21 protein-coding genes are annotated in these 24,699 nt (G+C 47.3%); 15 read left to right on the top strand and 6 right to left on the bottom strand.

Annotated elements, in window-relative coordinates; translation table 11 throughout:
• The first annotated feature begins 53 nt into the window (after positions 1-53).
• The 4 genes from ACKPCD_RS12185 (at position 54) to ACKPCD_RS12170 (ending at position 5,494) form a co-directional block, all read left to right on the top strand.
• Positions 54-2,276: an alpha-galactosidase gene (locus ACKPCD_RS12185; protein ID WP_321434569.1), complete on the top strand. Its 2,223-nt coding sequence runs from the start codon at positions 54-56 to the stop codon at positions 2,274-2,276.
• Entirely contained in the window at positions 2,276-3,736 is a 1,461-nt protein-coding gene (locus ACKPCD_RS12180) for a glycoside hydrolase family 1 protein (RefSeq protein WP_321433371.1), read from the top strand. The genes ACKPCD_RS12185 and ACKPCD_RS12180 overlap by 1 nt, the downstream gene beginning before the upstream one ends.
• A 121-nt stretch (positions 3,737-3,857) precedes the next feature.
• Positions 3,858-4,571 (top strand): GntR family transcriptional regulator, encoded by a 714-nt coding sequence (locus tag ACKPCD_RS12175; RefSeq protein WP_321433370.1) that lies wholly within the window; start codon positions 3,858-3,860, stop codon positions 4,569-4,571.
• Positions 4,572-4,606: 35 nt separating this feature from the next.
• Positions 4,607-5,494 carry an ROK family protein gene (locus ACKPCD_RS12170; protein WP_321433369.1) on the top strand — a complete coding sequence of 296 codons (888 nt, stop codon included), beginning with the start codon at positions 4,607-4,609 and terminating at the stop codon, positions 5,492-5,494.
• Between the two features lie 349 nt (positions 5,495-5,843).
• Here the strand turns inward: ACKPCD_RS12170 and ACKPCD_RS12165 are convergent, their stop codons facing one another.
• Both ACKPCD_RS12165 and ACKPCD_RS12160 read right to left on the bottom strand, forming a co-directional pair.
• Positions 5,844-6,260, bottom strand: coding sequence for a bis(5'-nucleosyl)-tetraphosphatase (locus ACKPCD_RS12165; protein WP_321433368.1), 417 nt, complete (start codon positions 6,258-6,260; stop codon positions 5,844-5,846).
• A gap of 28 nt (positions 6,261-6,288) precedes the next feature.
• Complete coding sequence (locus tag ACKPCD_RS12160; protein WP_321433367.1) at positions 6,289-7,179, bottom strand: DegV family protein; 891 nt, start codon at positions 7,177-7,179, stop codon at positions 6,289-6,291.
• 359 nt (positions 7,180-7,538) lie between these two features.
• On the opposite strand from ACKPCD_RS12160, the gene ACKPCD_RS12155 reads away from it, so the two are divergent.
• Complete coding sequence (locus ACKPCD_RS12155) at positions 7,539-8,852, top strand: uracil-xanthine permease family protein (protein WP_321433366.1); 1,314 nt, start codon at positions 7,539-7,541, stop codon at positions 8,850-8,852.
• A 104-nt stretch (positions 8,853-8,956) separates the two neighbouring features.
• Here the strand turns inward: ACKPCD_RS12155 and gloA are convergent, their stop codons facing one another.
• On the bottom strand, positions 8,957-9,337 hold the full coding sequence (gloA, locus tag ACKPCD_RS12150; protein WP_321433365.1) for a lactoylglutathione lyase: 381 nt from the start codon (positions 9,335-9,337) through the stop codon (positions 8,957-8,959).
• 299 nt (positions 9,338-9,636) lie between these two features.
• Positions 9,637-11,007 (bottom strand): guanine deaminase, encoded by a 1,371-nt coding sequence (gene guaD, locus ACKPCD_RS12145; protein ID WP_321433364.1) that lies wholly within the window; start codon positions 11,005-11,007, stop codon positions 9,637-9,639.
• 131 nt (positions 11,008-11,138) lie between these two features.
• Here guaD and ACKPCD_RS12140 point away from each other — a divergent pair, with 131 nt between their 5' ends.
• From ACKPCD_RS12140 to ACKPCD_RS12110, 7 genes are all read left to right on the top strand, one after another.
• Complete coding sequence (locus tag ACKPCD_RS12140) at positions 11,139-11,789, top strand: pentapeptide repeat-containing protein (protein ID WP_321433363.1); 651 nt, start codon at positions 11,139-11,141, stop codon at positions 11,787-11,789.
• A 31-nt stretch (positions 11,790-11,820) separates the two neighbouring features.
• Entirely contained in the window at positions 11,821-12,477 is a 657-nt protein-coding gene (locus tag ACKPCD_RS12135) for a YczE/YyaS/YitT family protein (protein WP_321433362.1), read from the top strand.
• Positions 12,478-12,543: 66 nt separating this feature from the next.
• Complete coding sequence (locus ACKPCD_RS12130) at positions 12,544-12,759, top strand: hypothetical protein (protein WP_321433361.1); 216 nt, start codon at positions 12,544-12,546, stop codon at positions 12,757-12,759.
• Positions 12,760-12,937: 178 nt separating this feature from the next.
• Positions 12,938-13,777 carry a BglG family transcription antiterminator LicT gene (gene licT / locus ACKPCD_RS12125; RefSeq protein ID WP_321433360.1) on the top strand — a complete coding sequence of 280 codons (840 nt, stop codon included), beginning with the start codon at positions 12,938-12,940 and terminating at the stop codon, positions 13,775-13,777.
• A 132-nt stretch (positions 13,778-13,909) separates the two neighbouring features.
• Entirely contained in the window at positions 13,910-15,865 is a 1,956-nt protein-coding gene (locus ACKPCD_RS12120; RefSeq protein ID WP_321433359.1) for a beta-glucoside-specific PTS transporter subunit IIABC, read from the top strand.
• Positions 15,866-16,106: 241 nt separating this feature from the next.
• Complete coding sequence (locus ACKPCD_RS12115; protein ID WP_321433358.1) at positions 16,107-17,525, top strand: glycoside hydrolase family 1 protein; 1,419 nt, start codon at positions 16,107-16,109, stop codon at positions 17,523-17,525.
• A gap of 11 nt (positions 17,526-17,536) precedes the next feature.
• Positions 17,537-18,946: a 6-phospho-beta-glucosidase gene (locus ACKPCD_RS12110; RefSeq protein ID WP_321433357.1), complete on the top strand. Its 1,410-nt coding sequence runs from the start codon at positions 17,537-17,539 to the stop codon at positions 18,944-18,946.
• Between the two features lie 246 nt (positions 18,947-19,192).
• On the opposite strand, the gene pdxT is transcribed toward ACKPCD_RS12110, so the two are convergent.
• Together pdxT and pdxS are read right to left on the bottom strand one after the other, a co-directional pair.
• Positions 19,193-19,765 (bottom strand): pyridoxal 5'-phosphate synthase glutaminase subunit PdxT, encoded by a 573-nt coding sequence (gene pdxT / locus ACKPCD_RS12105; RefSeq protein ID WP_321433356.1) that lies wholly within the window; start codon positions 19,763-19,765, stop codon positions 19,193-19,195.
• A 2-nt stretch (positions 19,766-19,767) separates the two neighbouring features.
• Positions 19,768-20,658, bottom strand: coding sequence for a pyridoxal 5'-phosphate synthase lyase subunit PdxS (pdxS, locus tag ACKPCD_RS12100; RefSeq protein ID WP_321433355.1), 891 nt, complete (start codon positions 20,656-20,658; stop codon positions 19,768-19,770).
• Positions 20,659-20,805: 147 nt separating this feature from the next.
• Here pdxS and ACKPCD_RS12095 point away from each other — a divergent pair, with 147 nt between their 5' ends.
• From ACKPCD_RS12095 to ACKPCD_RS12085, 3 genes are all read left to right on the top strand, one after another.
• A complete protein-coding gene (locus ACKPCD_RS12095) occupies positions 20,806-22,221 on the top strand; it encodes an aminotransferase-like domain-containing protein (RefSeq protein ID WP_321433354.1) in 1,416 nt (471 codons plus the stop codon).
• 112 nt (positions 22,222-22,333) lie between these two features.
• Positions 22,334-23,347, top strand: coding sequence for a LacI family DNA-binding transcriptional regulator (locus ACKPCD_RS12090; RefSeq protein ID WP_321433353.1), 1,014 nt, complete (start codon positions 22,334-22,336; stop codon positions 23,345-23,347).
• Positions 23,348-23,588: 241 nt separating this feature from the next.
• A complete protein-coding gene (locus ACKPCD_RS12085) occupies positions 23,589-24,695 on the top strand; it encodes a Gfo/Idh/MocA family protein (protein ID WP_321433352.1) in 1,107 nt (368 codons plus the stop codon).
• Positions 24,696-24,699: the final 4 nt, after the last annotated feature.

Below are 24,699 nucleotides of genomic sequence, written 5' to 3'. Positions count from 1 at the left end.
GAAAATTATAATAGAGGTGCCCTGTGAATAAATATGTTTATGTTAATAAAGAAATGAATGAATTTCATCTTACGAACGGGAAAATCAGCTATATTTTCCGAGTGATGGAACAAACGAATGTAATGGAACAATTATACGTTGGAAAGGCCATCCGACATCGGGAAGCATTCAGTTATCTGATTGAACGCGAAATACGCCCCTCAAATAATCAAGTTACTGGGGACCATACAACTTCTCTTGAACATGTCAAACAAGAAATGCCGGTGTTTGGTACAACCGATTTCCGCTATCCTGCCTTGGAAGTACGTTATCCGGAAGGTGATCGCATCAGTCAGTTCGAATACCAATATTTCCGTATCGAGGAGGGAAAACGCAAGTTGTCGGGAATGCCGACTACTTTTGCCGGATCGGCAGAAGCTACGACACTGGAGATCATTTTAAAGGACCGCTACTCGGAATTGTATTTGACACTTGTTTATACGATATTCCATGAACATGCAGCCATGACACGACATGCTGTCATTGAAAACCGCGGAGAAGAAACTTATGCTCTGGAACGTCTGATGAGCCTGAACCTTGATCTGCCGACGGATGGATATGACTTCATTCACTTGCACGGTGCTTGGGCCAGAGAAGCGCAAATCGAAAGAAAACCGCTCTTGACCGGCGTGCAGCAGGTGTCGAGTACACGTGGAGCCAGCAGTCATGTGCACAATCCATTTTTCGCTATAGCTAAGGAAACTACTACCGAGAAGCAGGGTGAGGCATTTGGTTTCAGTCTACTCTATAGCGGGAATTTTCTTGCACAAGTAGAAGTGGATGCTTATCATGTCACACGTGCGATGCTTGGAATCAATCCGCATCAATTCGAGTGGGAACTGACCCCAGGAACGACCTTTACAGCGCCGGAAGCGGTGATGGTCTACAGTGAACACGGACTGAATGGGATGAGTCACACATTCCACAATCTGTACCGGGAACATCTGATCAGCCCTAAATGGTCCGGAAGTAAACGGCCAATCCTGATCAATAACTGGGAAGCTACTTACTTTGAATTCGATGAAGAAAAGATTCTGGAACTGGCTGCCGATGCGAAAAATTTAGGAATCGAATTGTTTGTATTGGATGACGGATGGTTCGGTAAGCGGGACAACGATGCTAGTTCCTTGGGGGACTGGACGGAGGATAAGGCCAAGTTACCGAATGGTGTGGCTGGATTGGCTGAAAAGATACGCGAAATGGGACTGCAATTTGGGCTCTGGTTCGAACCGGAAATGGTTTCGGAGAGTACTCCGATTGACCAAGCGCATCCGGACTGGAAGATAGGCCATCCGAACAAGAATATTTCGCATGGACGCAATCAGTACGTTCTTGATTTTTCGCGTCCGGAAGTTGTGGATAATATTTTTGTCCAGATGGATGAAATTCTTTCATGCGGGTTGATAGATTATGTTAAATGGGACATGAACCGCTATATTTCCGAAGCTTTTTCGCAAGCCCTGCCGGCAAGCAAACAAGGGGAAGTGTTGCACCGCTATATTCTGGGCGTCTATGACCTTTACGAAAAACTTCTTGCCAGTTATCCTGATTTGCTGATTGAGTCTTGCGCGGGTGGAGGCGGTCGTTTTGATCCAGGATTGTTGTATTATGCCCCTCAAACCTGGGCGAGCGACGATACGGATGCAGTGGAGCGCCTGAAAATTCAATACGGAACTTCCCTTGTGTATCCGTTGGCTTCGATTGGTAGCCATGTTTCGGAAGTGCCCAACCATCAAGTGGGACGTGTCACTTCATTGAAGATGCGCGGAGATGTGGCTACTTTTGGTACATTTGGTTATGAACTGGACAGCACGAAACTATCAGAAGCAGATAAAGCAATCATCTGGGAGCAAATTGTTCAGGTGAAAGCATGGCAGACACTGATTCACAAAGGGGATTTCTATCGCCTGATGAGTCCGTTTGATTGCAACACCACAGCTTGGATGGTTGTTTCGAAAGACAAGTCCGAAGCGTTGGTAGGTGTGTACCACGTATTGGCGAAACCAAATCCGGCATATGAACGCGTTCTGTTGGAGGGACTTGATGCCCATGCACTTTATCGGATAGCGGGAGAGGATGCACACCGCTACGGAGATGATCTGATGCAAATTGGACTTCTCTCAGGTGGGAACTATATCGGACGCGCTCAGGATTACTGGAGCCGGGAAATGCCAGGAGATTTTTCAAGTCGCCTGTATCATTTGCAAAAAATAACCAACAGTGAGGATGAAAAGTAATGAAAATAGATTTTCCAGAGCAATTCTGGTGGGGTGCAGCAACATCTGGTCCGCAGAGCGAAGGCCGTTTCAACAAGAAACACGCCAATGTGTTTGATTATTGGTTTGAGGTAGAACCGGATGCCTTCTTCGACCAGGTCGGACCGGATGTGGCTTCAAACTTCTATAACAGCTATAAGGAAGATATTGCCTTGATGAAAGAAATCGGAATGAATTCGTTTCGGACTTCGATCCAATGGACGCGTCTGATCGATGATTTCGAGGAAGCGACTGTCAATGAAGATGCCGTTCGTTTCTACAATGCGGTCATTGATGAATGTTTACTCCAAGGCATCCGGCCTGTCATCAATCTTTTCCATTTTGATATGCCGATAGCGTTGCAGGAAAACTATGGCGGTTGGGAATCGAAACACGTAGTTGATCTTTACGTGAAGTTCGCATCCAAATGTTTCCAACTTTTCGGTGATCGGGTGACCGAATGGTTCACTTTCAATGAGCCACTTGTCATTGTTGACGGCGCGTACTTGTATCAGTTCCATTATCCAAAACTTGTGGACGGCAGAAAGGCCGTTCAAGTGGCGTACAATATCGCTTTGGCTTCCGCAAAAGCAGTCAAAGCATACAGAAAGATAAATACACATGTTGACGGAAAAATCGGCATCATTTTGAATCTGACACCTTCTTATCCGGCTTCGGATGATCCAGCGGACTTGTCTGCTGCAAGATTTGCTGATCTATGGATGAACGAAATGTTTTTGGATGCAGCTGTCAAGGGACAGTTCCCTAAGGAGTTGACTGATACGTTCCAGAAGGATGGTGTCTTGTGGGATGCGTCTGAGGCTGAACTTTGTCTGATTGCGGAGAACACGATCGATTTGCTCGGTGTGAATTTCTATCATCCGAATCGGGTCCAACGTCCGGATATTTCAGCCGACAGTTTGGCGGTCGACTGGCTGCCAACCAAGTATTTCGATGGTTTCGCAATGCCGGGGCGCCGCATGAATGTGGACAAGGGATGGGAGATATATCCGCAAGCTCTGTATGATATCGCTTTGAATATCCGTGATAATTACGGGAATATCCCTTGGTTCGTGTCGGAAAACGGGATGGGCGTTTCCAAGGAAGAGCGATACTTGAACGAGGAAGGCATTATCCAGGATGACTACCGGATCCAATTTATCCAAGAGCACCTATACTGGTTGGCTAAGGGAATGGCAGAAGGCTCAAACTGTTTTGGTTTCCATTTATGGACTCCAATCGACTGCTGGTCTTGGATGAATGCTTACCGCAATCGCTATGGTTTCATCTCTAACAATATCCATACTCAAGTGAAGACAATCAAAAAGTCCGGCCGTTGGTTCCGTAAGGTAGTAGAGGAGAATCAGCTGGAAGTTCCGGATACAATCGTTGCTAAATGGACAGAACAGGTGAGTAAAGAACCGATGGAAATCGTTATATGAGATTGAGATCATTGCCAGTGGGGCATATTTTCGATATACTAAAAATATAGACTTTTAGTTGAGGCAGCTGCTTTTTTTGGCGTTTCTCACGAAAGCTGTCAACGAGAGGGGTAAAAAAAGTATGCAAAAATATGTCATCATTTCAAATGATATCAGAAATAAAATTTTGAATGGCGAATATGTAGCGAATCAGCAAATCCCTTTTGAAAAGGATTTGTGTGTCCATTATAATGCGAGTAAAATGACGGTAAAAAAAGCCTTGGATATGTTGGTGTCGGAAGGTTTAATCATCAAAAGGCGCGGTTCCGGTACCTTCGTCAAGGATCTGAGTGCGGATGCCATCAACCGCATCACTTTGGCGAACCAATTCCGCGGAACGACTTCTCTGTACCCAGATAAAAAGGTTTATAGCAAAGTTTTGAATTTCTCCATTGAAAAGGTTCCGGAACTGGCTGCCAATAAGCTGAATATCGCATCCGACAGTTTCGTTTATGACATCCACCGGGTTCGCTATGTGGATGATAATCCGACTGTGATGGAGAAGATATATATGCCGATTGACCTCATTCCGAATTTAAAGGAAAAAAATATCAAGGGATCCATTTACGGCTATATCAAGGAAGAGCTACATCTGAACATTCAAAGCGCCCATCGAACGATTTCTGTCCGCAAAGCGACAGATTTTGAAGTTGAGGAACTGGGTATGGAAAAAGGCGATCCGGTAGCGGTGGCGGAACAAGTAGGTTATCTGGATACTGGTAGCGCATTTGAATTCTCTACATCTGTTCATCGCTATGATAATTTTTCTGCGGAGTTTGTTCTTACAAGTAATTGAACAAAAAGCAAGCTGAGTGAACGGAGCGTGTGTGTATGAGGATAGTTGTGTTTGATATCGGCGGTTCCGCCGTGAAATATGGGTTATGGCAAGATGAAGCATTAAGCAGGAAAGGCTCTTTTGAGACGCCGAAAAGCTGGGGTGCAATGAAAGCTGAGATGAAGTCAGTATTTGATGGCTTTGCGGCAACCGATTCGATTGAGGGTGTCGCAATCAGTTCGCCGGGCGCAGTCGACAGCATTGCAGGAATCGTTGGCGGCATCAGTGCGGTGCCGTACATCCATCATTTCCCGATCAAAGCAGAATGGGAAGGTTTGTTCGGCGTCCCAGTTTCCATTGAGAATGACGCGAACTGCGCGGCTTTGGCCGAAGTGTGGCTGGGCGCGGCCAAGGATGTGCAACATGCATTGTTCATCGTCATCGGGTCCGGGATCGGCGGTGCGGTGATCGTGAACAGGCAATTGTTCAAAGGGAAAAATCTTTTCGGCGGTGAGTTCGGATTTATGTTGCTGGATGGGGTTAATACGCTGAGTAGATTAGGTAGCCCTGTCCAAGTCGCCGAACGCTACGCAAAGGCGATTGGATTGACTGATGGAGTGGTCGATGGAAAGTATCTGTTCGAAAAAGCCCAAGAAGGCGAAACCGTAGCTGTTGAGTACGTGGACGGCATGATTGATGCATTGGCGCGGGGTCTTTATAACCTTTCAGTCAGCTTCAATCCACAACGGATCATCATTGGTGGCGGCGTTTCCGTCCGTGAGGATCTGATCGCGCGCATCCGGGAGCGGACAGCCTATTACTTGAATGTGCATGGCGCGGAATCCGTCGATACGGACATACAAGTCTGTACTTTCCGAAATGACGCCAACCTTATCGGCGCTGTTGCGCACTTTCGGCAGACGGAAGGTTTGCAGGAGTCGTAGTATCTGTTCCGATTCCATTGATTGATGAGTTGAACTCCGTTGAGATTATTGCTTGCCGGAGCAGGATGCCGAAATAATTTAAGCGTAGAAGGACCACCCTATTTTTATGGGCGATCCTTCTACGCTTTTCTTAAATATATAGGAATTTATAAAAATTTCCAGAGTGAAAAGTGCATCACCGTAGGTGTTTCACAAGTTTGCAAAATGTTTCATGCATCTAAAATGATGTCCAGCTTCACGGGTTAGCCCTTCGGAAATTAGATAAATCTGTCCTATTGCGCTCTTCGATGCTCAGTTGGACAGATTTCCTAAATTTCTTTCAGGGCTGATCGAACCCGTTCAGCTTTTCTTAATTTTTCATGCCTTCGATGAAATCGATGGCGGATTGCAGGATGCTTTTGTCGTTTTCATAAGTGATAGCCTGCAGAGCTTCGTTGAACGGCATCCAAGCGAAGTCGGTGACTTCTGCATCCTGTTTTTCGATCGTTTCCGTGTGGGCGAAGGCGATGAAGTAGACGACTTCTTTGATCACCCCGGGAGCCGGTGAGTAGCTGACCGATTTTCGGAAAGCGGTGCTGAGGTCAGCGTTCAGGCCGGTTTCTTCTTTGATTTCCCGCAAGGCTGTTTCGACTTCCGTTTCGTCGTTTTCGACATGGCCTTTTGGAAATGCCCAATGGCCGCCGTTTTCATGCTTGATCAATAATACTTTTCGGTTTGTGTTATCGGGGGAGAGCACAATGGCTCCACATGATTTTTCTGATTTCATAGTTGATGCTCCATTCGTTTATTTCATTTTACTTTTCCAAAAACGCAGGGCGTTTATCATATCTTTCCGGTAATTGGGATAAGGCGAAGACACCGACACCACCGATACCGAGGTGAACGCCCAGAACCGCACTTACCCTTAATAGGACAAAGGAAGCTTGCGGCAAGACTGCACTCAGCATTTCTTTGAGTGTTTGTGCGATTTCTGGATCGCCCACATGGCTGATGACGATCAATTGCTCTTGATAGGGACCGATATGGTCGACTGTTTTTTTGATGATACGGTTGTAGACACGCTTATGTCCACGTAGTAGTTGGTCCATCACGATATTACCTGCCTTAACAGTCAACAAAGGCTTGACGTTCAGATTGTCACCGATGACGCTCGCTACTTTATTGATGCGGCCACCTTTCTGGAGCCATTCCAGATTGGCGATTGTGAAAGAATAGGAAGTATGTCTAACGATTTCTTGGATGGTTTGAGCGACTTCATCATGGGAATAGCCTTGATCCAACAAGTTCAGGGCTTGGATGGCAGCTAAACTAGCACCGCCGCAACCGCCTTGCGAGTCAATCAAGGTCAGCTTCATGTCTGGGTATTCTTCGCGGTACATCTCAAATACTTGATGCGCCACCGCATGTGTTCCTGACATCGCGCTCGAGAAAGACAAATAAATCAGATCTTCTTTGGCCTGGCGGTTACGGTCCAATATTTCCAATAGGCTGGCGATGTCAATTTGTGATGTCTGGGGCATCTCTCCCTTGCGCATCACTTCGTAGACACGTTCCAAGTCGATGTCGATGCCATCTTTGTAGCTTTTCTCATCGATTATGATGTTCAAAGGCAGATACTCCAGTTTAGGATGCTTGCGCATCGCTTCGTTAAGGTCACATGTTGAATCTATTATTAGTTTTGTCAAAATTTCACTCCTTATTTTTCGGCAATAACTGCCTGGTTTGGTTTAATGGCTTATGCCCCATCCATTCGTTTCGCTTCATACAGTATAGCAAAAAATAAGACTACGTCGCACGCATATCTGACAATGATCTAAAAACCGTAATTCGTTATATTCAATACAAATGCCGGAAAAAATGTGGAATGTTCGCTTTTAACTCCTGAAACGTTAAAAAATGTGAACATTCTCATAATGAAAGCCCTTATAATTCGGTAATTGCACTTTACAATTGTTTGTGAACTCGATATAATTTTATTTGTCATTTAATAAACGAATTATAAATTGTTTTGAAATCATTAATGTTCGTTATCAGGAGGATAAACATGGAAGAGAAAGTACATACAGGCCTGACTTACGGGGTTGAGGACAAACCCGATTTAGGCACGACAATCGTTTTAGGATTTCAGAACGTCATCACCGCTTTCGGGGGGTTAGTGGCAGTACCGCTTATCATTGCCGGAATCGCCGGCTTCGGGGTTGAGGATACGGCTTATATGGTCAGCGCAGCGCTTTTGGCTTCGGGTATCGTTTCCATCATCCAATCAAAAGGTTTCGGTCCGAAATGGTTCCGCGTCGGAGCAGGCTTACCGACAATCATGGGAACTGACTTTGCCTTTGTGTCACCGGCTGCTTCCGTCATCGGAGCGGGCGGTATCACTGCCTATTTCGGTGGTACGATGTTGGGTGCTTTATTGGAAGTTGGTTTGAGTTATTTCGTAAAACCGTTATTGAAATTTTTCCCGCCGGTTGTAACTGGATCGGTTATCTCCTTGATGGGGATGACGCTGATGTCCGTTGCGATGGGTTGGGCAGGTGGCGGTTTCGGGTCTGAAGATTTCGGTAGTCCAATGAATATCGGTATCGCAGTGCTTGTGTTCCTTGCCATCGCTTTGATCAATCATTACGGTCCAAGCAGAATCGCGCCGGCCGCTGTTCTGATCGGTGCCGCAATCGGTTATGTAGTATGTATTCCGCTAGGGCTGGTAGATTTTGGGCAAGTCGTTGCCGCTGAATGGTTCGCACTTCCGCAAATCTTCAAATTTGGAGTACCTGCTTTCCAACTTGAATACGCGATTCCTTTTGTATCCGGGTATCTCGTGACCGTCATTGAAACAGTCGGCGTTATGCAGACATTGGGTGCCGTTACGGAAACGAAATTGTCGGATGAAAGAATCGCTGCTGGAGTCCGTGCGGATGGTTTCGGCTCGTTCATCGCACCTTTCATCGGTTCCGGTCCTGCCGCAACCTTCAGTCAAAATGCCGGATTGATTCCGTTGACCCGCAATGCTTCCCGTAAAGTAGCCATCATGGGTGGTATCATCATGATTGTGATGAGTCTGTTTCCTAAATTTGCTACGCTGATTTCAATCATGCCACTACCTGTATTAGGTGGTGCCGGTATCTTGATGTTTGGTACGGTTGCTGCTGCTGGTGTGCAATCACTTTCACGCGTCGAATTCAACAACCGCAACATGATCATCGTTGCTTCTGCATTGGGTATCGGCCTTGGTGTTTCCTTTGTGCCGGATACCGTAGCGCAATTGCCAGGCATCTTGAGCGGATTGTTCTCTTCCGGTATCTCCGCAGGAACAATCGTTGCGTTGGTATTGAACATCATTTTGAAAGAAAAGGCTTAAAGATAGGTTTCTTAAGCAGCTTGAATGAAAAGAAACACGTAAGCATCCGCTTGGCTGCTTGCGTGTTTCTTTTTGTACTGTTTATTTTTAGAGTATTCGAAAAATTATTTTTCGCGCTTTACTTCAATTCGATAGCCATCAGGGTCTGTCACAAAGAAATAAGTCGGTGTGCCGCCTGAAAGTCCTTTTAACTCACCTGTTTCATAAGCAGAAGCTTTACAAACTTCATGCATTTTTTCTAAATCACTGACAGTCACACCTAAATGACTGAAGCCATTTCCTACGTTATATGGCTCGGCATCGTAATTGTAAGTGAGTTCAATTTGCACAGAAGAACCGGGAGAATTCAGATAAATTAAATCAAACTTATTTTCAGGGAATTTTCTGTGGCTGGCAACCTCAAAATCAAATAGATTTGTATAGAAGTCTAAAGTAGCATCAATGTCTCTGACACGCAGGCAAATCTCAATGAGTTTTTGGTTCATATATATATCATCCTCCAATAGTTTCATATTTTCATTCTAACATGAATAGGTTATATAGGCATTTTATTCGCCCGAGGCAGAGCTTACTTAAGGAGTTGAGAGACCCGTATCATAACTACTGATTTAAAAAACGCAGCGATAAGCGATACGGAGCTTGTCGGATAACCCGAAAGAATCCGACAACCGGATCACAAATGATGGGGCAGTTGTCGGATAACCCGAAAGAATCCGACAACCGGAGTAACCGAGCACAAATAAACCCGGATAATCATCAAATCCGGGTTTTCATACAGCTTTGCCTATGTCCGTTTATGCACGCATTCGCCCTGGACCCAGACCTCGCGGATATTTCCCGGACGGCTCAAAAAGAGAATCTTGTGCAACAGATTTTCCATGGAAATCCCTTCATCGAACAAAGGCAATTTGGCGTTAGGCGCGTTGACGTCGATCACTTGGATATCCCAGATGTATTTTTCTTCCAAGCGTCCGATCGGCAAGCTTAAACCCTGCCCTCCGCCAGCAGTCGCATAGTAGAACGCTTCATTAGCGGAAATGCGTGTTTGCGGCAGTCCGCGTTCTGCAGAGGGTAGCGACGGATCGACGCCTTCCTCCAGCATTCTCGAGGAGATGACAGCCTGGCGGATGTTGTCGTATAGGCTAGGGGAGAAGCCGCCGGAAATATCCGTGCCCAAGCCGATGTCTATCCCGTTTTGAGTGAAACGTGCAACCGGCAGGACACCGTTCGAGAAAAAGACATTGGAAATCGGGCAATGCGCGATTGCGGTGCCGGTTTCGGCGAACAATCCGGCATCCTCATCCGATAGGAAGACGGCATGCGCCATGACCGCTTTGTCCTGCAGAAGACCCATCTCATGGAGCGCATATGCATCACTCTTATGCATCCGCTCATGGACAAAGTGATGCTCCCAATCGCTTTCGCTGCAATGCGATTGAATATGTGTATCATACTTTTTAGCTAACTCGCCGAGTCCCGCCAACGCTTCGTCCGTGCAGCTCGGAATGAATCGGGGCGTCACGACCGGATAGACACCTTGTTTGGTCGTCTTGTTCAATTCCAGGACCTGCTGGATGAAGCTTTCCGTATCCGCCAATGCGGCTTCGGTGCTTTCGTCCCGGTAATACGCCGGATTCTGCTCCCAATCATCCATGACCACTTTCCCGACCAAACCGCGTTGGCCTTTGTCGGCGCAGATCTGGGCCAACAGAAAGCTTGCTTCCTTGTGGATGGTCGCGAAATAGAGCGCAGTCGTCGTACCGTTAGCCAACAAGGTCGTGACGAGATCCTGGTATACTTTGCGTGCGAAATCCAAGTCGGAGAATTTCGATTCCAGCGGGAAAGTATAGGTGTCCAGCCAATCATGCAAAGGGATGTCCATGGCTGTGCCGGCTTGCGCCCATTGCGGAGCGTGGATGTGAAGATCGATGAAGCCCGGCAGAAAATATTGTCCGTCAGAAAGCTCGTGGAATTTTTCCGTTTCGCTGTAGGCAGCTAAGAGCTTTGCATATTCAGGATCTTGCGGCTTCAGAATGCGCCGGATCACGCCTTCTGCATCCAGACAAAACAGGCAATCCTCCAACACTTTCACTTTCTGCGGCGACCTACTCGTGAAAGCCGTCCCCCGAAACACTTTGTCAAATGAGTAATCCATGCTAATTCCCCCATGTCCTGTTTCCTTGTCTCCATTATATCACTGCAGACGAAAGGGTGGCTCGCGCAAGCTTAGATATCTAAGCGGCGATTATTCAGGTATACTTAAAGAAAGAGAAAAACTAGGAAGGAATGAAGCAAGTGCCCGCCAAAATCATGGAACCCGTTTTGCCAAAAGATTTGCCTGAAAAAAATTTCGCCGACTGCTTCGATCCGGATGAACCTTACATAGAGCATGCCCTCTTCAAAGATACTGCCATTGATCTTGGCGACAGACGAGGAGTGGAGTTCACCGAAGTCAGATTTCAGAATGTGACTTTCAGCGAAGCGACAGTTCCGCAATTGTATTTGCGGGATGTCATCTTCGAAAGCTGCGATTTCGCCAATGTGCAGTTGGGTGAAGTGACGATGAAACGCGTCCGCTTCCTGAATTGCCGGCTTATCGGTACCTCAATGACAGAAGGGGTCTTCGAGGACGTGCTCTTCCGGGAATGCAATCTGCAAATGGCGGCTCTGGGTTTCAGCAAGCAGAAGAATGTCCGTTACGAGAATTGCCGCTTGAATGAGGCCGATTTTTATACATGCAAACTGAAGAAAGTCGATTTTTCGGAGTGCGAGCTGTCCGGAATCAACTTCACTGGAACCCCTTTGAAGGCAATCGACATCAGCAGTTGCCGATTCGAACGCATCAGCGTTACGCTTGAGGATCTCAAAGGCGCAGTCGTCAGCGAAGAACAGGCGCTGGCATTCGTTGTGATGCTCGGATTGGTCATAAAAAAGTAAAAAATGCGAAAGACAGATGAAGGAGGAAGATATGGAGAAAAAAGTGTTGGCAAGTGAACTTGCCTTGGCGATTGGCGTGCTCTGCAACGCCATTGCTGTGTCGTTGATGATCAAGAGCGAATTAGGGGTGTCGACGATTTCATCCGTTCCGGTTGTGTTGAACGAAATGTTTGCGAACGTGACGATCGGCAGCTGGAACTTTCTCTTCCAAGTGGTCCTTGTGCTGGTGATGGCTCTGATCACGCGGAAGTTTTTGGGATATGTCTTTTCGATCGCACTCGCGCTGCTGTTCGGCTATCTCTTGGATTTCTTCGAATTGCTTTTCGCAGGCATCGACACAACCTTACTGTTGCGGATTGTGTTCTTTTTCACCGGATTTTTTATGTTGTCGCTCGGGATCAGTCTGATGCTGAATTGCCGCTTGCCGGCGCTTCCGTTCGACTTATTCGTTCGTGAGATGGCCGAGCATTTCGGACTGACAGTCAAGCAGATGAAGACGGGATTCGACGCCGCTTGCGTCGGATTGAGCGTGGTATTTTCATTGCTGTTCCTGGAAGGAATCGCCGGAGTCGGGCTTGGGACCGTGTTCGCCATGCTGTTCACCGGTACGGTGACGCAGCATTTCGCAAACCGATTGAACAGCCGCTTCGTTTTTCAGAAAATGATGACAATCAAAGAACGCGCGTAACGCCGAGGCTGCCTCCTAGCGAGGCAGCCACTTTTGTCATCAGAAGTCAGAATGTCGGCCACAAAGATGAATAAAAACAAAGAATCCATCTTTTCGATGCGAAATACGGCCAGAAAGATGAATTACTATACTGAATTCATCTTTTTGGCGCGAAATGTGGTCAAAAACATGAATAAACGCAAAGAATCCATCTTTGTGCCGCAGAATGCTGCTCCGCAACGCACTAGTCATAAAGCGAATAACATCTGTTCTCAAAAAAATGCTGTTCCAACAACACGCTAAATGAAAATGACATTTATTTAAGGAAAGGGCTTGCATCTTTTTATTGGAAGTGCTAACATGTTGTTCATAGGATTGTTACTGGTTGTGCAGGCAAAACCTAAATTGATACGAGATGATGTGCACATCATTTGGTGTTAGTTTAGGTTTTTTTTAATGGAAGGGGGAATGGGGAGAAAAGATGAAAATCGGAAAAGTCTATAACAACAACGTGGTCTTGGCAGAGGCCGGAGACGCATCCGAAGTCATTGTGATGGGGAAAGGGATCGGATTCCAGAAAAGAACGGGAGATGCGATCGACAAGTCTTTGATTGAGAAGACTTTCGTCATCCAAGAAAATGATTCAGCCGATCAATTAAAGGCCATTTATCAGGATTTACCGCAAGAAGAATCAGATGCCATTTTTAAGATCATTCAAGAGGCCGAGACGAGGCTGGATCACATCTTCCAGGCAAACGTCTACCTGACACTTGCCGACCATATCCATTATGCCATCCAGCGGACCAAGGAAGGGATCGACTTGACCAATCCTTTGGCCTTCGAAGTGAAGAAGTTCTATCGAAGGGAATACGAGCTCGGAAAAATCGGGTTGGAACTCATCGCGGAACACACTGGTGTCATGATGGCGCCGGATGAGGCGACTTCGATCGCGCTTCATTTCGTAAATGCGCAGAAGGAAGGACAATTGATTGAGGAGACGATGAAAGTGACTCGGATCGTTCAGGACATCCTGAACATCGTCCGCTTGCATTTCGGAGTCGCCTTTGATGAAGATTCGATTTCCTATAACCGGTTCTACACGCATCTACAGTATTTTGCACAGCGGGTCGTATTGGGGGAAGTTTTCCAGACGGCTCCGGACACCTTCCTGTTGGAACAAGTGAAGGCAAACTATCCGGCTGCCTACAAATGTGCCAACAAAATCTCGACCTATGTCGGAAGCGCCCATCATTTCCAAGTCGGGACCGACGAAATTGTTTACCTCACGATCCATATCCATCGGGTCGTACAGCAAAAGTAAATACCTAAAATGCTCTCAAGAGGATTGTTACTGGTAAAGCAGGCAAAACCTAAGTAGACAGCAGGGAAGAAATTCCTATGCTCTCTATTTAGGTTTTTTTTATTAAAAAATACAGAAAAAGAGGGATACAACATGAAGTATGAAGAATTAGCAAAAGACATTTTGGCTCATATCGGCGGCAAAGAAAACGTCCGCAGCCTGGCACATTGCATCACCCGTTTGCGGTTCAAATTGGTTGACGAAAGCAAAGCGGACACGGAATACCTGAAGAAACGCGAAGGCATCGTTACGGTCATCCAAAGCGGCGGGCAGTATCAAGTCGTCATCGGCAATCACGTGCCGGACGTGTACGCAGCAGTCAATGCAGTCGGTGGCTTGAATGGCGGCGGAGAAGTGGAAGCTGAAGACGAAGGTCCAAAAGGCAGCATTTTCAATCAGTTCATCGACATGATCTCGAAAATTTTCCAACCGATTCTGGGACCGTTGGCAGCAACTGGGATGCTGAAAGGTGTGGCAGCGCTTTTGGTGGCCGCGGGGATGTCGACTACGGATGGGGCCTATGTGCTGATCCAAGCAGCAGGTGACGGATTCTTCAACTTCCTGCCGATTTTCTTGGCGTATACTGCCAGCAAACACTTCAAGATGAACAGCTTTACAGCGATGGCGGTCGCAGCTGCAATGGTCTATCCGGGGATGGTCAATCCTGCAGGGCTGGATCCATTGTACACTTTATTCGCTGGTACCATTTTTGAATCGCCGATCTTCATGACCTTCTTGGGTTTGCCGGTCATCATGATGAGCTACGCTTCATCGGTTGTGCCGATTCTTTTGGCCGTTTTCTTGGGGTCAAAAGTTGAAGCATTCCTGAAAAAAGTCGTTCCGGATGTTGTGAAATTGTTTATGGTTCCTTTCTTGACTTTGTTGGTCGTTGTTCCCTTGACTATCTTGTTTGTCGGACCACTCTCCACATGGGCTGCAACACTGCTGGGAGCGGGCGTATCATGGGTCTACAATTTGAGCCCAATCGTCGCAGGCGCTGTTCTGGGTGGCGGCTGGCAAGTATTCGTCATGTTCGGGCTGCATTGGGGCTTGGTTCCGATCGCCATCAACAACTTGGCTACACAAGGCTATGATCAATTGCTGGCTACTGTTTTGGGTGTTTCATTTGCACAGACAGGTGCAGTATTGGCTATTATGTTGAAAACGAAAGAAGCAAAAGTGAAACAATTGAGTATTCCGGCTTTCATTTCCGGCTTGTTCGGGGTAACTGAGCCAGCTATCTACGGAATCACTTTGCCGATGAAACGTCCGTTCCAATTGAGCTGTATCGCCGGTGCCATCTCCGGTGTCGTGGCGGGTATCTTCAAATTGACAAGCTACCGCATGGGAGGCTTGGGCGTCTTCTCATTCCCTAGCTATTTGGAAGCAAACGGAGCAATGAGTTTCAACTTCTGGGCTTCACTCATCGTCAGCGGTGTAGGTCTTGCTGCAGGATTCCTGCTTGTTTTCTTCTCAAAAATTCCGGTTCTTTACGGAGAAACTGAAACTGCAACTGCAACAACTGCAGCAACAACGATGAACACAAATTCTGTAGTTGTTGAAGCAATGAAAAAAGATTTGAGCGCAGCTGCTGAAAAAGATTTGGTCGCTAGCCCAATGATCGGGGAAATGGTTGTCTTGTCGGATGTGCCGGACGAAGCTTTTGCGACTGGCGCACTTGGTAAAGGGATCGCAATCCGTCCGACTGTCGGTGAAGTCTACGCTCCTGCAAACGCAACGGTAACGCTCTTGTTCCCGACACAACATGCGATCGGTCTGACGACTGAAAATGGAACGGAAATCCTCATCCACGTCGGAATGGATACGGTCCAACTGAATGGAGAAGGTTTCACGAGCCATGTGCAACAAGGGGATAAAGTAGTCGCTGGCCAATTGTTGTTGGAATTCGATATCGATTTCATTCAAAAAGCAGGCTATGAAATCATTACACCGATCATCGTGACGAACAGCAATGATTATCTTGATGTCATCACAACAAAAGAAGCAACTTTGACTGACGGCGATTACCTGATGACGGTCATCGCATAAACGAAAAGTATTCGGGAAATCTACGTTTAACACAAGCAATATTCCCGGATAAAAACCAGATATCCGGGAAAAAAACCTAGACCGCAAGCCAAGTTCTCGAATAATAACCAGATATTCGGAAATTAGGTTTGTGGTCTCAGGCGCCCGAACCTATTTGGGATGAATTAGGATCATTCAGGGCTGTCACCTAAAGAGACAGACCCATAAATTAAAGATACAACAGAAGAACAGGAGCGATCATATGCAAACAGTATTTCCAAAAGGATTTTTATGGGGTGGCGCAACAGCCGCCAACCAATACGAAGGTGCTTATAATGTTGACGGGAAAGGATTGTCCGTTCAGGACGTAACCCCTCAAGGCGGATTCGGACCGATCACGGATGGCCCTACACCGGACAATATGAAATTGGAAGGGATCGACTTCTATCACCGTTATAAAGAAGATATCGCTTTGTTTGCGGAAATGGGCTTCAAAACCTACCGTACGTCAATCGCTTGGACGCGCATCTTCCCGAACGGCGACGAAACGGAACCGAACGAAGCAGGGCTGCAGTTCTACGATGATCTGTTCGACGAATTGGCGAAATACGGCATCGAGCCGCTGATCACACTGTCACATTACGAAACGCCGCTGCACCTAGCCCGGGAATACGACGGCTGGGTAAACCGCAAAATGATCGACTTCTACGAAAACTACGTGCGCACGGTATTCACACGCTACAAAGACAAAGTCAAATACTGGTTGACGTTCAACGAAATCAATTCGATCATCCACGCGCCATTCATGAGCGGCGGGATCGCCACAGCTCCAGATAAGTTGTCCAAGTCTGATCTGTATCAAGCTGTCCACCATGAATTGGTCGCCAGCGCTTTGGCGACAAAAATCGGCCATGAGATCAACCCCGACTTCCAGATCGGCTGCATGGTCTTGGCGATGCCGACCTATCCGCTGACTGCTCATCCGGACGATGTCATCGCCGCGATGGAAGCGGAACGTCAAAACTATTTCTTCTCGGATGTGCATGTACGCGGCGCCTACCCAGGTTACATGAAACGCTATTTCCGCGAGAACGATATTGTTCTGGATATCACACCGGAAGACGAAGAAATCCTCAAGCACACAGTCGATTTCATCTCTTTCAGCTACTATATGAGCTCGACACAAACAGCAGACGAGTCTAAGAAAGTCAAAGGGGCAGGGAATATCCTCGGCGGAGTAATGAATCCGTATCTGGAGGCTTCCGAATGGGGCTGGCAGATTGATCCGAAAGGCCTGCGCATCGTCTTGAACGACTTCTGGGATCGTTACCAAAAACCATTGTTCATCGTCGAAAACGGTTTGGGCGCAGTCGATCAGCTGGTTGAAGGCGAAGACGGACAAATGACTGTCAACGATGATTATCGCATCAAATACCTGAATGATCACTTGGTGCAAGTTGCTGAAGCGATCGAGGATGGCGTCGAAGTGATGGGCTACACAACCTGGGGCTGCATCGACTTGGTCAGCGCATCGACTGCAGAATTGAAAAAACGCTATGGCTTCATTTATGTCGATCGCCACGATGACGGATCCGGTACTTTGAACCGTTACAAGAAAAAATCATTCAACTGGTACAAAGAAGTCATCGCTACAAATGGCGCAGCTTTGGTGAAGAAATAGGGGGAATTGTCATGTCAGCAGGTAAAGGATTTCCGGAAGGTTTCTTCTGGGGCGGCGCTACAGCCGCCAATCAATTTGAAGGAGGTTGGGGCGCTGATGGGAAAGGTCCGTCGGTCATCGACCAACTGACCTGCTCGCGTGACTTCGCTGAGCGCTTCGCCGGAGTGGGCGATTATCACCCTTCGCACATCGGTATCGATTTTTATCACCGCTACAAGGAAGATATCGCTTTGTTTGCCGAAATGGGTTTCCGGATGTTCCGGATGTCGATCGCTTGGACGCGGATTTTCCCGAAAGGCGATGAGCTGGAACCGAACGAAGCTGGCTTGGCCTTTTACGATGCCGTCTTCGATGAATTGGCGAAATACGGCATCGAACCATTGGTGACGATCTCGCATTTCGAAATGCCGCAATATCTGGTCGACCACTACGGCGGCTGGAAAAACCGCAAGCTGATCGGCTTCTTTGAAAGATACGCAACCACCTTGTTTGAGCGTTATCAGGGGAAAGTCAACTATTGGCTCACCTTCAACGAAATCAACATGGCGACGTTCCTGCCGCAGATCTCGATCGGTTCGAAAGCCGAAGCGGGCGAAAACCAGGAAGAAGTCATGTATCAAGCTTTGCATCACCAATTTGTCGCCAGCGCTTTGGCGACGAAAGCGGCGCGGGCAATCGATCCCGAGAACCGCATCGGCTGCATGATCGCCTATGCACCGGTCTATCCGTTGTCGGCAAAACCGGAAGACGTTTGGTCAGCGCAACGAAAAGAAGAAGAAAAACTGTTCTTCTCAGATGTCCATGCCCGCGGGTATTATCCGCCGAGCAAATTGGCTTACTTCGCCACCAAAGGCATCAACGTTACGTTCAAACAAGGCGACGAGGAAATCTTGGCCGCACATACAGTCGATTTCATTTCCTTCAGCTACTATGCTTCCAGCGCAGCCAGCTTTGCGCAATCCGGCGTGCCGGGTGAAGGCAATGCTTTGATGGGCGAAAAGAATCCATACTTGGCGGAATCGGAATGGGGTTGGCAAGTCGATCCATTGGGACTGCGCGTTGCTCTGAATACGTTCCATGCCCGTTACCAGTTGCCGCTGATGGTGGTCGAAAACGGTTTGGGCGCTGTGGATGAAATCGTCGATGGCAAAATCCATGACGACTACCGCATCTCCTATCTCCGCGACCACGTCAAAGCGATGCGTGATGCAATCGTGCTGGACGGCGTGGATCTTGTCGCCTACACCTCTTGGGGCTGCATCGACCTGGTTTCAGCGGGTACGGGCGAGATGGCGAAACGCTACGGTTACATCTACGTGGACCGCAACAACGACGGTTCAGGCAGCTTGGATCGCTTGAAGAAGGATTCCTTCTACTGGTACCAAAAAGCCATCGCCAGCAATGGCGAAGATTTGGATTAAAACATTAAAAATCCCCTGTACCACGCAAGAGCGTGGTGGCAGGGGATTTTTTTAGTGCTGTCCAGCCGGGAGTTGTCCGATAACGCTTGTTTATCGGACAACTTTATATGATTGATGGGCGCGATTGTCGGATTCTTTAGGGGAATCCGACAACTTGCTTCCAGTAAGGGTCGAACTTGTCGGATTCCTTAAAGGTATCGGACAAGTTGGGCCACGATAAGGATAGAATTGTCCGATAAACCCGACTTATCCGATTTTCTTCAAAAAATACTCCAATACCGACAAGTCCTCCGTCAATTCCGGATGGAAAGCAGTAATCAACACACGGTCGTTTTCGGCCGCGACGATTTTGCCGTCGATGCTTGCAAGCACGCGGACTTCCTTTCCGACGGAGCGGATGTAAGGGGCGCGGATGAAGACGGCTTCCACCGGCTCTGCTATGCCTTCAAAAGGCAGCAGGGCTTCGAAACTATCGACTTGGCGCCCGAAGCCGTTCCGTTCTACCGCGATGTCGATGAAGCCGAGCCGCAATTCTTCTGGAACATGATCGCTGTCCGTGCTGCAAAGGATCAGGCCCGCACAAGTACCGAAAATCGCGGTGCCGGCTGCGTAAAACGCCCGCAACGGTTCCTCGAGATGCTGTTCGCGGATCAAACGGCCGATGGCGGTCGATTCGCCGCCAGGGATAATCAGCCCATCCAAGCCGTCCAGATCGGCGGGCAGCTTGACGGCAGATGCGGTGATACCCAATTTATTCAGAGCTTGCAGGTGCTCTGTGACGGCACCCTGTAAGGCCAATACACCGATTTTTTTCGTCATGCTTACCAGCCTCTTTCTTGCATGCGTTCGGAGGCGTGAAGCGTGCTGATGTCGATCCCTTTCATCGGTTCGCCCAAACCTTTGGACAGTTCGGCTAACAAGGCATAGTCTTCGTAATGGGTTGTCGCACGGACGATGGCACGGGCGAATTTTTCGGGATTTTCGGCTTTGAAGATGCCGGATCCGACGAAGACGCCATCTGCGCCCAAACTCATCATCAAGGCCGCGTCAGCAGGTGTTGCGACACCGCCGGCAGCGAAGTTCACTACAGGAAGTTTCCCGAGCAATTTGATTTCCTTGACCAGTTCGTAAGGAGCACCGATTTCCTTGGCGAACGTCATCAGTTCATCGTCCGATTTTGTGATCAACTGGCGGATTTGGCCGTTGACTTTGCGCATATGGCGTACGGCTTCCACGATATTGCCGGTCCCTGGCTCGCCTTTCGTACGCAGCATTGAAGCTCCTTCACCAATGCGGCGCAAGGCTTCACCCAAGTCACGGCAACCGCAGACGAAAGGAACGGTATAGTCGGATTTCAAAAGGTGGAATTCCTCATCGGCAGGGGTCAGCACTTCGCTCTCGTCGATGTAGTCGACGCTCATCGCCTCAAGGATGCGGGCTTCGGTGATGTGGCCGATGCGGGCTTTCGCCATGACGGGAATGCTGACGGCGTTCATCACTTCCTCGACGATGGTGGGATCCGCCATCCGTGCAACCCCACCGGCTGCGCGGATATCCGAGGGCACGCGCTCCAAAGCCATGACCGCTACGGCACCAGCAGCCTCGGCGATCCTTGCCTGCTCCGCGTTCACGACATCCATGATGACGCCGCCTTTTTGCATTTGGGCCATCCCGCGTTTTACTTTTTCTGAACCGATGATTTTTGTTGTCATAAATGATCCTCCTTGGTTTAAATGATAAAATGATGAAAGAATGCCTAAATCATAATCCCTTTTTCCGGAAACACCTACATCCAATTGGACTGTTTTCGAACCAACCAATTTGGTGTATAATGAGTTAAAACTAGGGAGAGTGAAGGAATGGCGGAGTGGAGACTGGATCAGGATAAGGGCATGCCGCTCTATCAACAGCTTATGCAGCTGATCGAAGAGAAGATAAAAGCCGGCGATTTGGTCCCCGGCCGGGCCTTGCCGGCGGAACGCAAGCTGGCGGAGGAACTGCAGGTCAACCGGTCGACCGTCATCCGGGCACTGGAAGAGCTGACGACGCAAGGGATCCTTATCCGCAAAAGAGGCAGCGGGACGTTCGTGAATCCGAATAAATGGGGGATGCAGACAAGGCCAACCATCAATTGGCGGACTTCCTTGACGCCTGATAATCTTTCGGTGGACACCCCTTATCAAAGGAACGTCAAGCAGCTGTTGGCGCAGCACCGATCGCGCGAAATTCTGGATTTGGGGAATGGGGATTTGCCGAAGGACCTCTTGCCGGAACTGAAGATCCCGGATATTTCGCTGGGGGAAATGTTGCACGGGGAAGCGACCTTCACCAAGGAAAACCGCGGCATCAAGGCAACGAGAGAAAGCGTCCAAAAACACCTGCAGACTGCGTACGGGATGACTGTCCCGCTGGAGGAAATCTTCATCACTTCGGGAACCCAGCAATCCTTATTTTTGATTACGCAAGGGCTGTTGAAGCCAGGCGATGCGATCGGCATCGAGGCTCCTTCCTATTTCTATTCTTTGCGGCTTTTTCAGGCTGCCGGTCTGCGGATCATTCCGATTCCGATGGACGACGAGGGAATGACCATCAAGGGTCTCCGGGAAGCTTCTTTGCAGTATCCTCTCAAGATGATTTTTCTGAACCCGATTTTCCAGAATCCGACAGGTACGGTTATGAGTCCGGAGCGGAAACAGGCCATCCTTGATTATTGTTTGCTGAAGCGCATCCCGATCGTGGAGGATGATGCATACGGAAGCTTTGTTTTTGATGAATCCGTTGATAACCGTCCGTTGAAAAGCTTGGATATAAGGCAACAAGTGCTGTATCTGGGTTCCTTGTCCAAATTTGCCGGCCAGCACATCCGGATTGGCTGGATGGTTGGACCAGCCGCCATTGTCCGGGAATTGGCCGACATCCGCGATCAGATCGACTCCGGATTGAGTTTCTTGCCGCAGCTGTTGGCCGAACATTATTTGGCGAGCGAGATCACTGAACATCTTCCGATCATCGTTACGACTTTGAAAGAGCGCGCCGACAAATTGCAGATGTGGCTAAGAACCAAATATGGGCCGGAAATAAGTTTTGAGCCGGTAAAAGGCGGCTACCATCTTTATTGTCGCTTCGCCAATAAAACCGATGCTGAGATGGATGAACTGCTTCAGGAATTGTTGGAAGATAAAGTGGTGGTGAAGGAAGGCATCCAATTCGGCGACCAAAAAAATGCTGTCCGGTTTAGTTTTGGCCATTTTTCGGAGCGGGATGAAAAGATATGAGTCGGAAAGGAAATCTGTTGCGCAGTTTATTTAATAAAAAAAATACGTTTACAAAACAAATAACACATGATATATTATTCCACGTAAACGTTTACGAAATAGGGGATGCTTTGTGAGTACAATACTAGATGTTGCCGAAAAAGCAAAAGTTTCTATCGCTACAGTCTCCAGAGCCTTAAATAATCAGCCTGGCTGTTCAGAAGAAACAAGAAAAAAAGTTATGAGAATAGCTCAAGAATTGGGTTATGAACCAAACGAAGTCGCCAGAAGCCTAATAAATAAAAAAACGAATACGATAGGTGTTATCATACCTGAGATTTCAAGTCTGTTGAGTTCAGAATTTATCAATGGAATTGATGCTATAGCCAAGCAAGAGAATTCAAACTTGATTGTCACCTATACGAAATCGAATATTGTAAGCACAGAAGAGAATCTAAAGATGCTCCATGAGAAGAGAGTGGATGGCATCATATTCGTCAGTGAAATCCTGCGAAAGGAATACTATGCATATATAAAAAGAAATAATATTCCTTGTGTATTGCTGTCTACGGAATCAGCTGAATATGCGAGTATCCCATATGTAAAAGTTGATGATTATGACGCCTCATATGCAGCCACCAATTATTTGATCGAGATGGGGCATAAAAAAATTGGTTTAATCAGTGGAAGCTCTGCAGACCCAATTGCGGGGAATCCACGAATAGACGGTTACAAAAAAGCAATACTAGAAAATCTTAACCAGGTTGTTGAAGAGAGACAAATTGTATCGGGAAACGGGTTCGGATTCGATGACGGAAGAGATAACTTCATTCAATTAATGAAACAATTTCCTGATTTGACAGCGATATTTTGTGCGAGCGATGAAATGGCTATCGGAGCAATCTCTGCTGCGTATAAATTAGGTATAAGCATACCGGAAGATGTCTCTATTATGGGTTATGATAATTTGAAAATATCTGAGATGTCAGTACCGCCGCTGACAACAACTGCTCAGCCGTTAGTGAAAATGGCTGAAAAGGCAACTGAAATATTGTTCAAAATCATAAATAATAAGGATAGCGATGTGCATTCGATTATAATGCCATATCAAATCATTGAAAGAGAAAGTGTGAAAAATATAAAGTAACAAATTTCCCGATTGACGTAAAAGTTTACCTGGAACGACACGGGAAATTTAGTTTTTGACCGTAACGTAAACGTTTACGTAGCGAAGCGTGTTGTTTTTTAGTATCAACGTAAACGTTTACGTTGCGAAGAAATGATGATGCGTGTGTGTATTGGATGACACGAATGTATTATCACCAATCCTATCAAAAAGGACGGGTCTATCCCGTTAATATGAGAATAATAGAAGGAGAGTTAATGATATGATCAAAATTGGAATTATCGGTTGCGGAGGAATTGCAAACAACAAACATATGCCAGCTTTGGCTAAAGTAGAGGCTGCAGAAATGGTGGCGTTCTGTGACATTATCGAGGAACGGGCAAGCAAGGCGAGAGAGGAATTTGGGACAGATGCTGCAAATGTCTATACGGATTATATGGAGCTTTTAAAAAATGATGAAATTGATGTCATTCATGTCTGCACACCAAATATTTCTCATGCTGAAATCTCAATCGCGGCGATGGAATCCGGTAAACATGTGATGTGTGAAAAACCGATGGCTAAAACTTCGGAAGAAGCAGAAGCTATGATAGCCGCGATGAATCGGACCGGGAAAAAGCTGACGATCGGTTATCAAAATCGATTCAGAAAAGATTCTTCTTATTTGCATAAAATCTGTCAAAAGGGAGAATTGGGAGAGATTTATAACGCTAAAGCGCATGCGATCAGGAGACGGGCGGTTCCTACTTGGGGCGTATTTCTTGACGAGGAAGCGCAAGGCGGCGGCCCTTTGATTGATATCGGAACGCACGCGCTTGATTTAACGTTGTGGATGATGAATAACTATAAACCAAAGTATGTTGTGGGGAATACGTATCATAAATTGGCACAGACGGAGAATGCCGCAAATGCTTTCGGTCCTTGGAATCCAGCTGAATTTACCGTAGAGGATTCCGCTTTCGGCTTTATCGTAATGGAGAACGGAGCAACTATTTATCTGGAATCCAGTTGGGCCTTGAATTCTTTGGATGTAGGGGAAGCTCAAACGACTCTGCACGGTACCAACGGAGGAGCAGACATGAAGGATGGCTTACGCATCAACGGCGAAGCTGATGGCATGATGTACGATAAAACAATGGTGCTGGAGCCAGGTGGAGTAGACTTCTACGACGGATCGGGAGATGATCCGGCCTATCTGGAAGCGAAGCAATGGATTGAAAGCATCCAAAACGATACAGAACCGGTTGTGTCACCTGAACAGGCATTGGTAGTGACTCAAATACTGGAAGCCATTTATCAATCTGCCAAGACCGGAGCGCCAGTGTACATCAATCAACATAAAGAAGAGTTGGGAAAAATACTGGTTTAAAGAG

The sequence above is a fragment of the Trichococcus flocculiformis genome, from assembly GCF_963662535.1.
Lineage (GTDB): Bacteria > Bacillota > Bacilli > Lactobacillales > Aerococcaceae > Trichococcus > Trichococcus flocculiformis.
Note: the sequence above shows the minus strand (reverse complement) of the source record. Positions and strands in the feature narration are given on the sequence as shown.

Coding starts and splice junctions, on each gene's coding strand:
- ACKPCD_RS12185 (WP_321434569.1), top strand. CDS start 54: ATGAATGAATTTCATCTTACGAACGGGAAAATCAGCTATATTTTCCGA.
- ACKPCD_RS12180 (WP_321433371.1), top strand. CDS start 2,276: ATGAAAATAGATTTTCCAGAGCAATTCTGGTGGGGTGCAGCAACATCT.
- ACKPCD_RS12175 (WP_321433370.1), top strand. CDS start 3,858: ATGCAAAAATATGTCATCATTTCAAATGATATCAGAAATAAAATTTTG.
- ACKPCD_RS12170 (WP_321433369.1), top strand. CDS start 4,607: ATGAGGATAGTTGTGTTTGATATCGGCGGTTCCGCCGTGAAATATGGG.
- ACKPCD_RS12165 (WP_321433368.1), bottom strand. CDS start 6,260: ATGAAATCAGAAAAATCATGTGGAGCCATTGTGCTCTCCCCCGATAAC.
- ACKPCD_RS12155 (WP_321433366.1), top strand. CDS start 7,539: ATGGAAGAGAAAGTACATACAGGCCTGACTTACGGGGTTGAGGACAAA.
- gloA (WP_321433365.1), bottom strand. CDS start 9,337: ATGAACCAAAAACTCATTGAGATTTGCCTGCGTGTCAGAGACATTGAT.
- guaD (WP_321433364.1), bottom strand. CDS start 11,007: ATGGATTACTCATTTGACAAAGTGTTTCGGGGGACGGCTTTCACGAGT.
- ACKPCD_RS12140 (WP_321433363.1), top strand. CDS start 11,139: ATGAAGCAAGTGCCCGCCAAAATCATGGAACCCGTTTTGCCAAAAGAT.
- ACKPCD_RS12135 (WP_321433362.1), top strand. CDS start 11,821: ATGGAGAAAAAAGTGTTGGCAAGTGAACTTGCCTTGGCGATTGGCGTG.
- ACKPCD_RS12130 (WP_321433361.1), top strand. CDS start 12,544: ATGAATAAAAACAAAGAATCCATCTTTTCGATGCGAAATACGGCCAGA.
- licT (WP_321433360.1), top strand. CDS start 12,938: ATGAAAATCGGAAAAGTCTATAACAACAACGTGGTCTTGGCAGAGGCC.
- ACKPCD_RS12120 (WP_321433359.1), top strand. CDS start 13,910: ATGAAGTATGAAGAATTAGCAAAAGACATTTTGGCTCATATCGGCGGC.
- ACKPCD_RS12115 (WP_321433358.1), top strand. CDS start 16,107: ATGCAAACAGTATTTCCAAAAGGATTTTTATGGGGTGGCGCAACAGCC.
- ACKPCD_RS12110 (WP_321433357.1), top strand. CDS start 17,537: ATGTCAGCAGGTAAAGGATTTCCGGAAGGTTTCTTCTGGGGCGGCGCT.
- pdxT (WP_321433356.1), bottom strand. CDS start 19,765: ATGACGAAAAAAATCGGTGTATTGGCCTTACAGGGTGCCGTCACAGAG.
- pdxS (WP_321433355.1), bottom strand. CDS start 20,658: ATGACAACAAAAATCATCGGTTCAGAAAAAGTAAAACGCGGGATGGCC.
- ACKPCD_RS12095 (WP_321433354.1), top strand. CDS start 20,806: ATGGCGGAGTGGAGACTGGATCAGGATAAGGGCATGCCGCTCTATCAA.
- ACKPCD_RS12085 (WP_321433352.1), top strand. CDS start 23,589: ATGATCAAAATTGGAATTATCGGTTGCGGAGGAATTGCAAACAACAAA.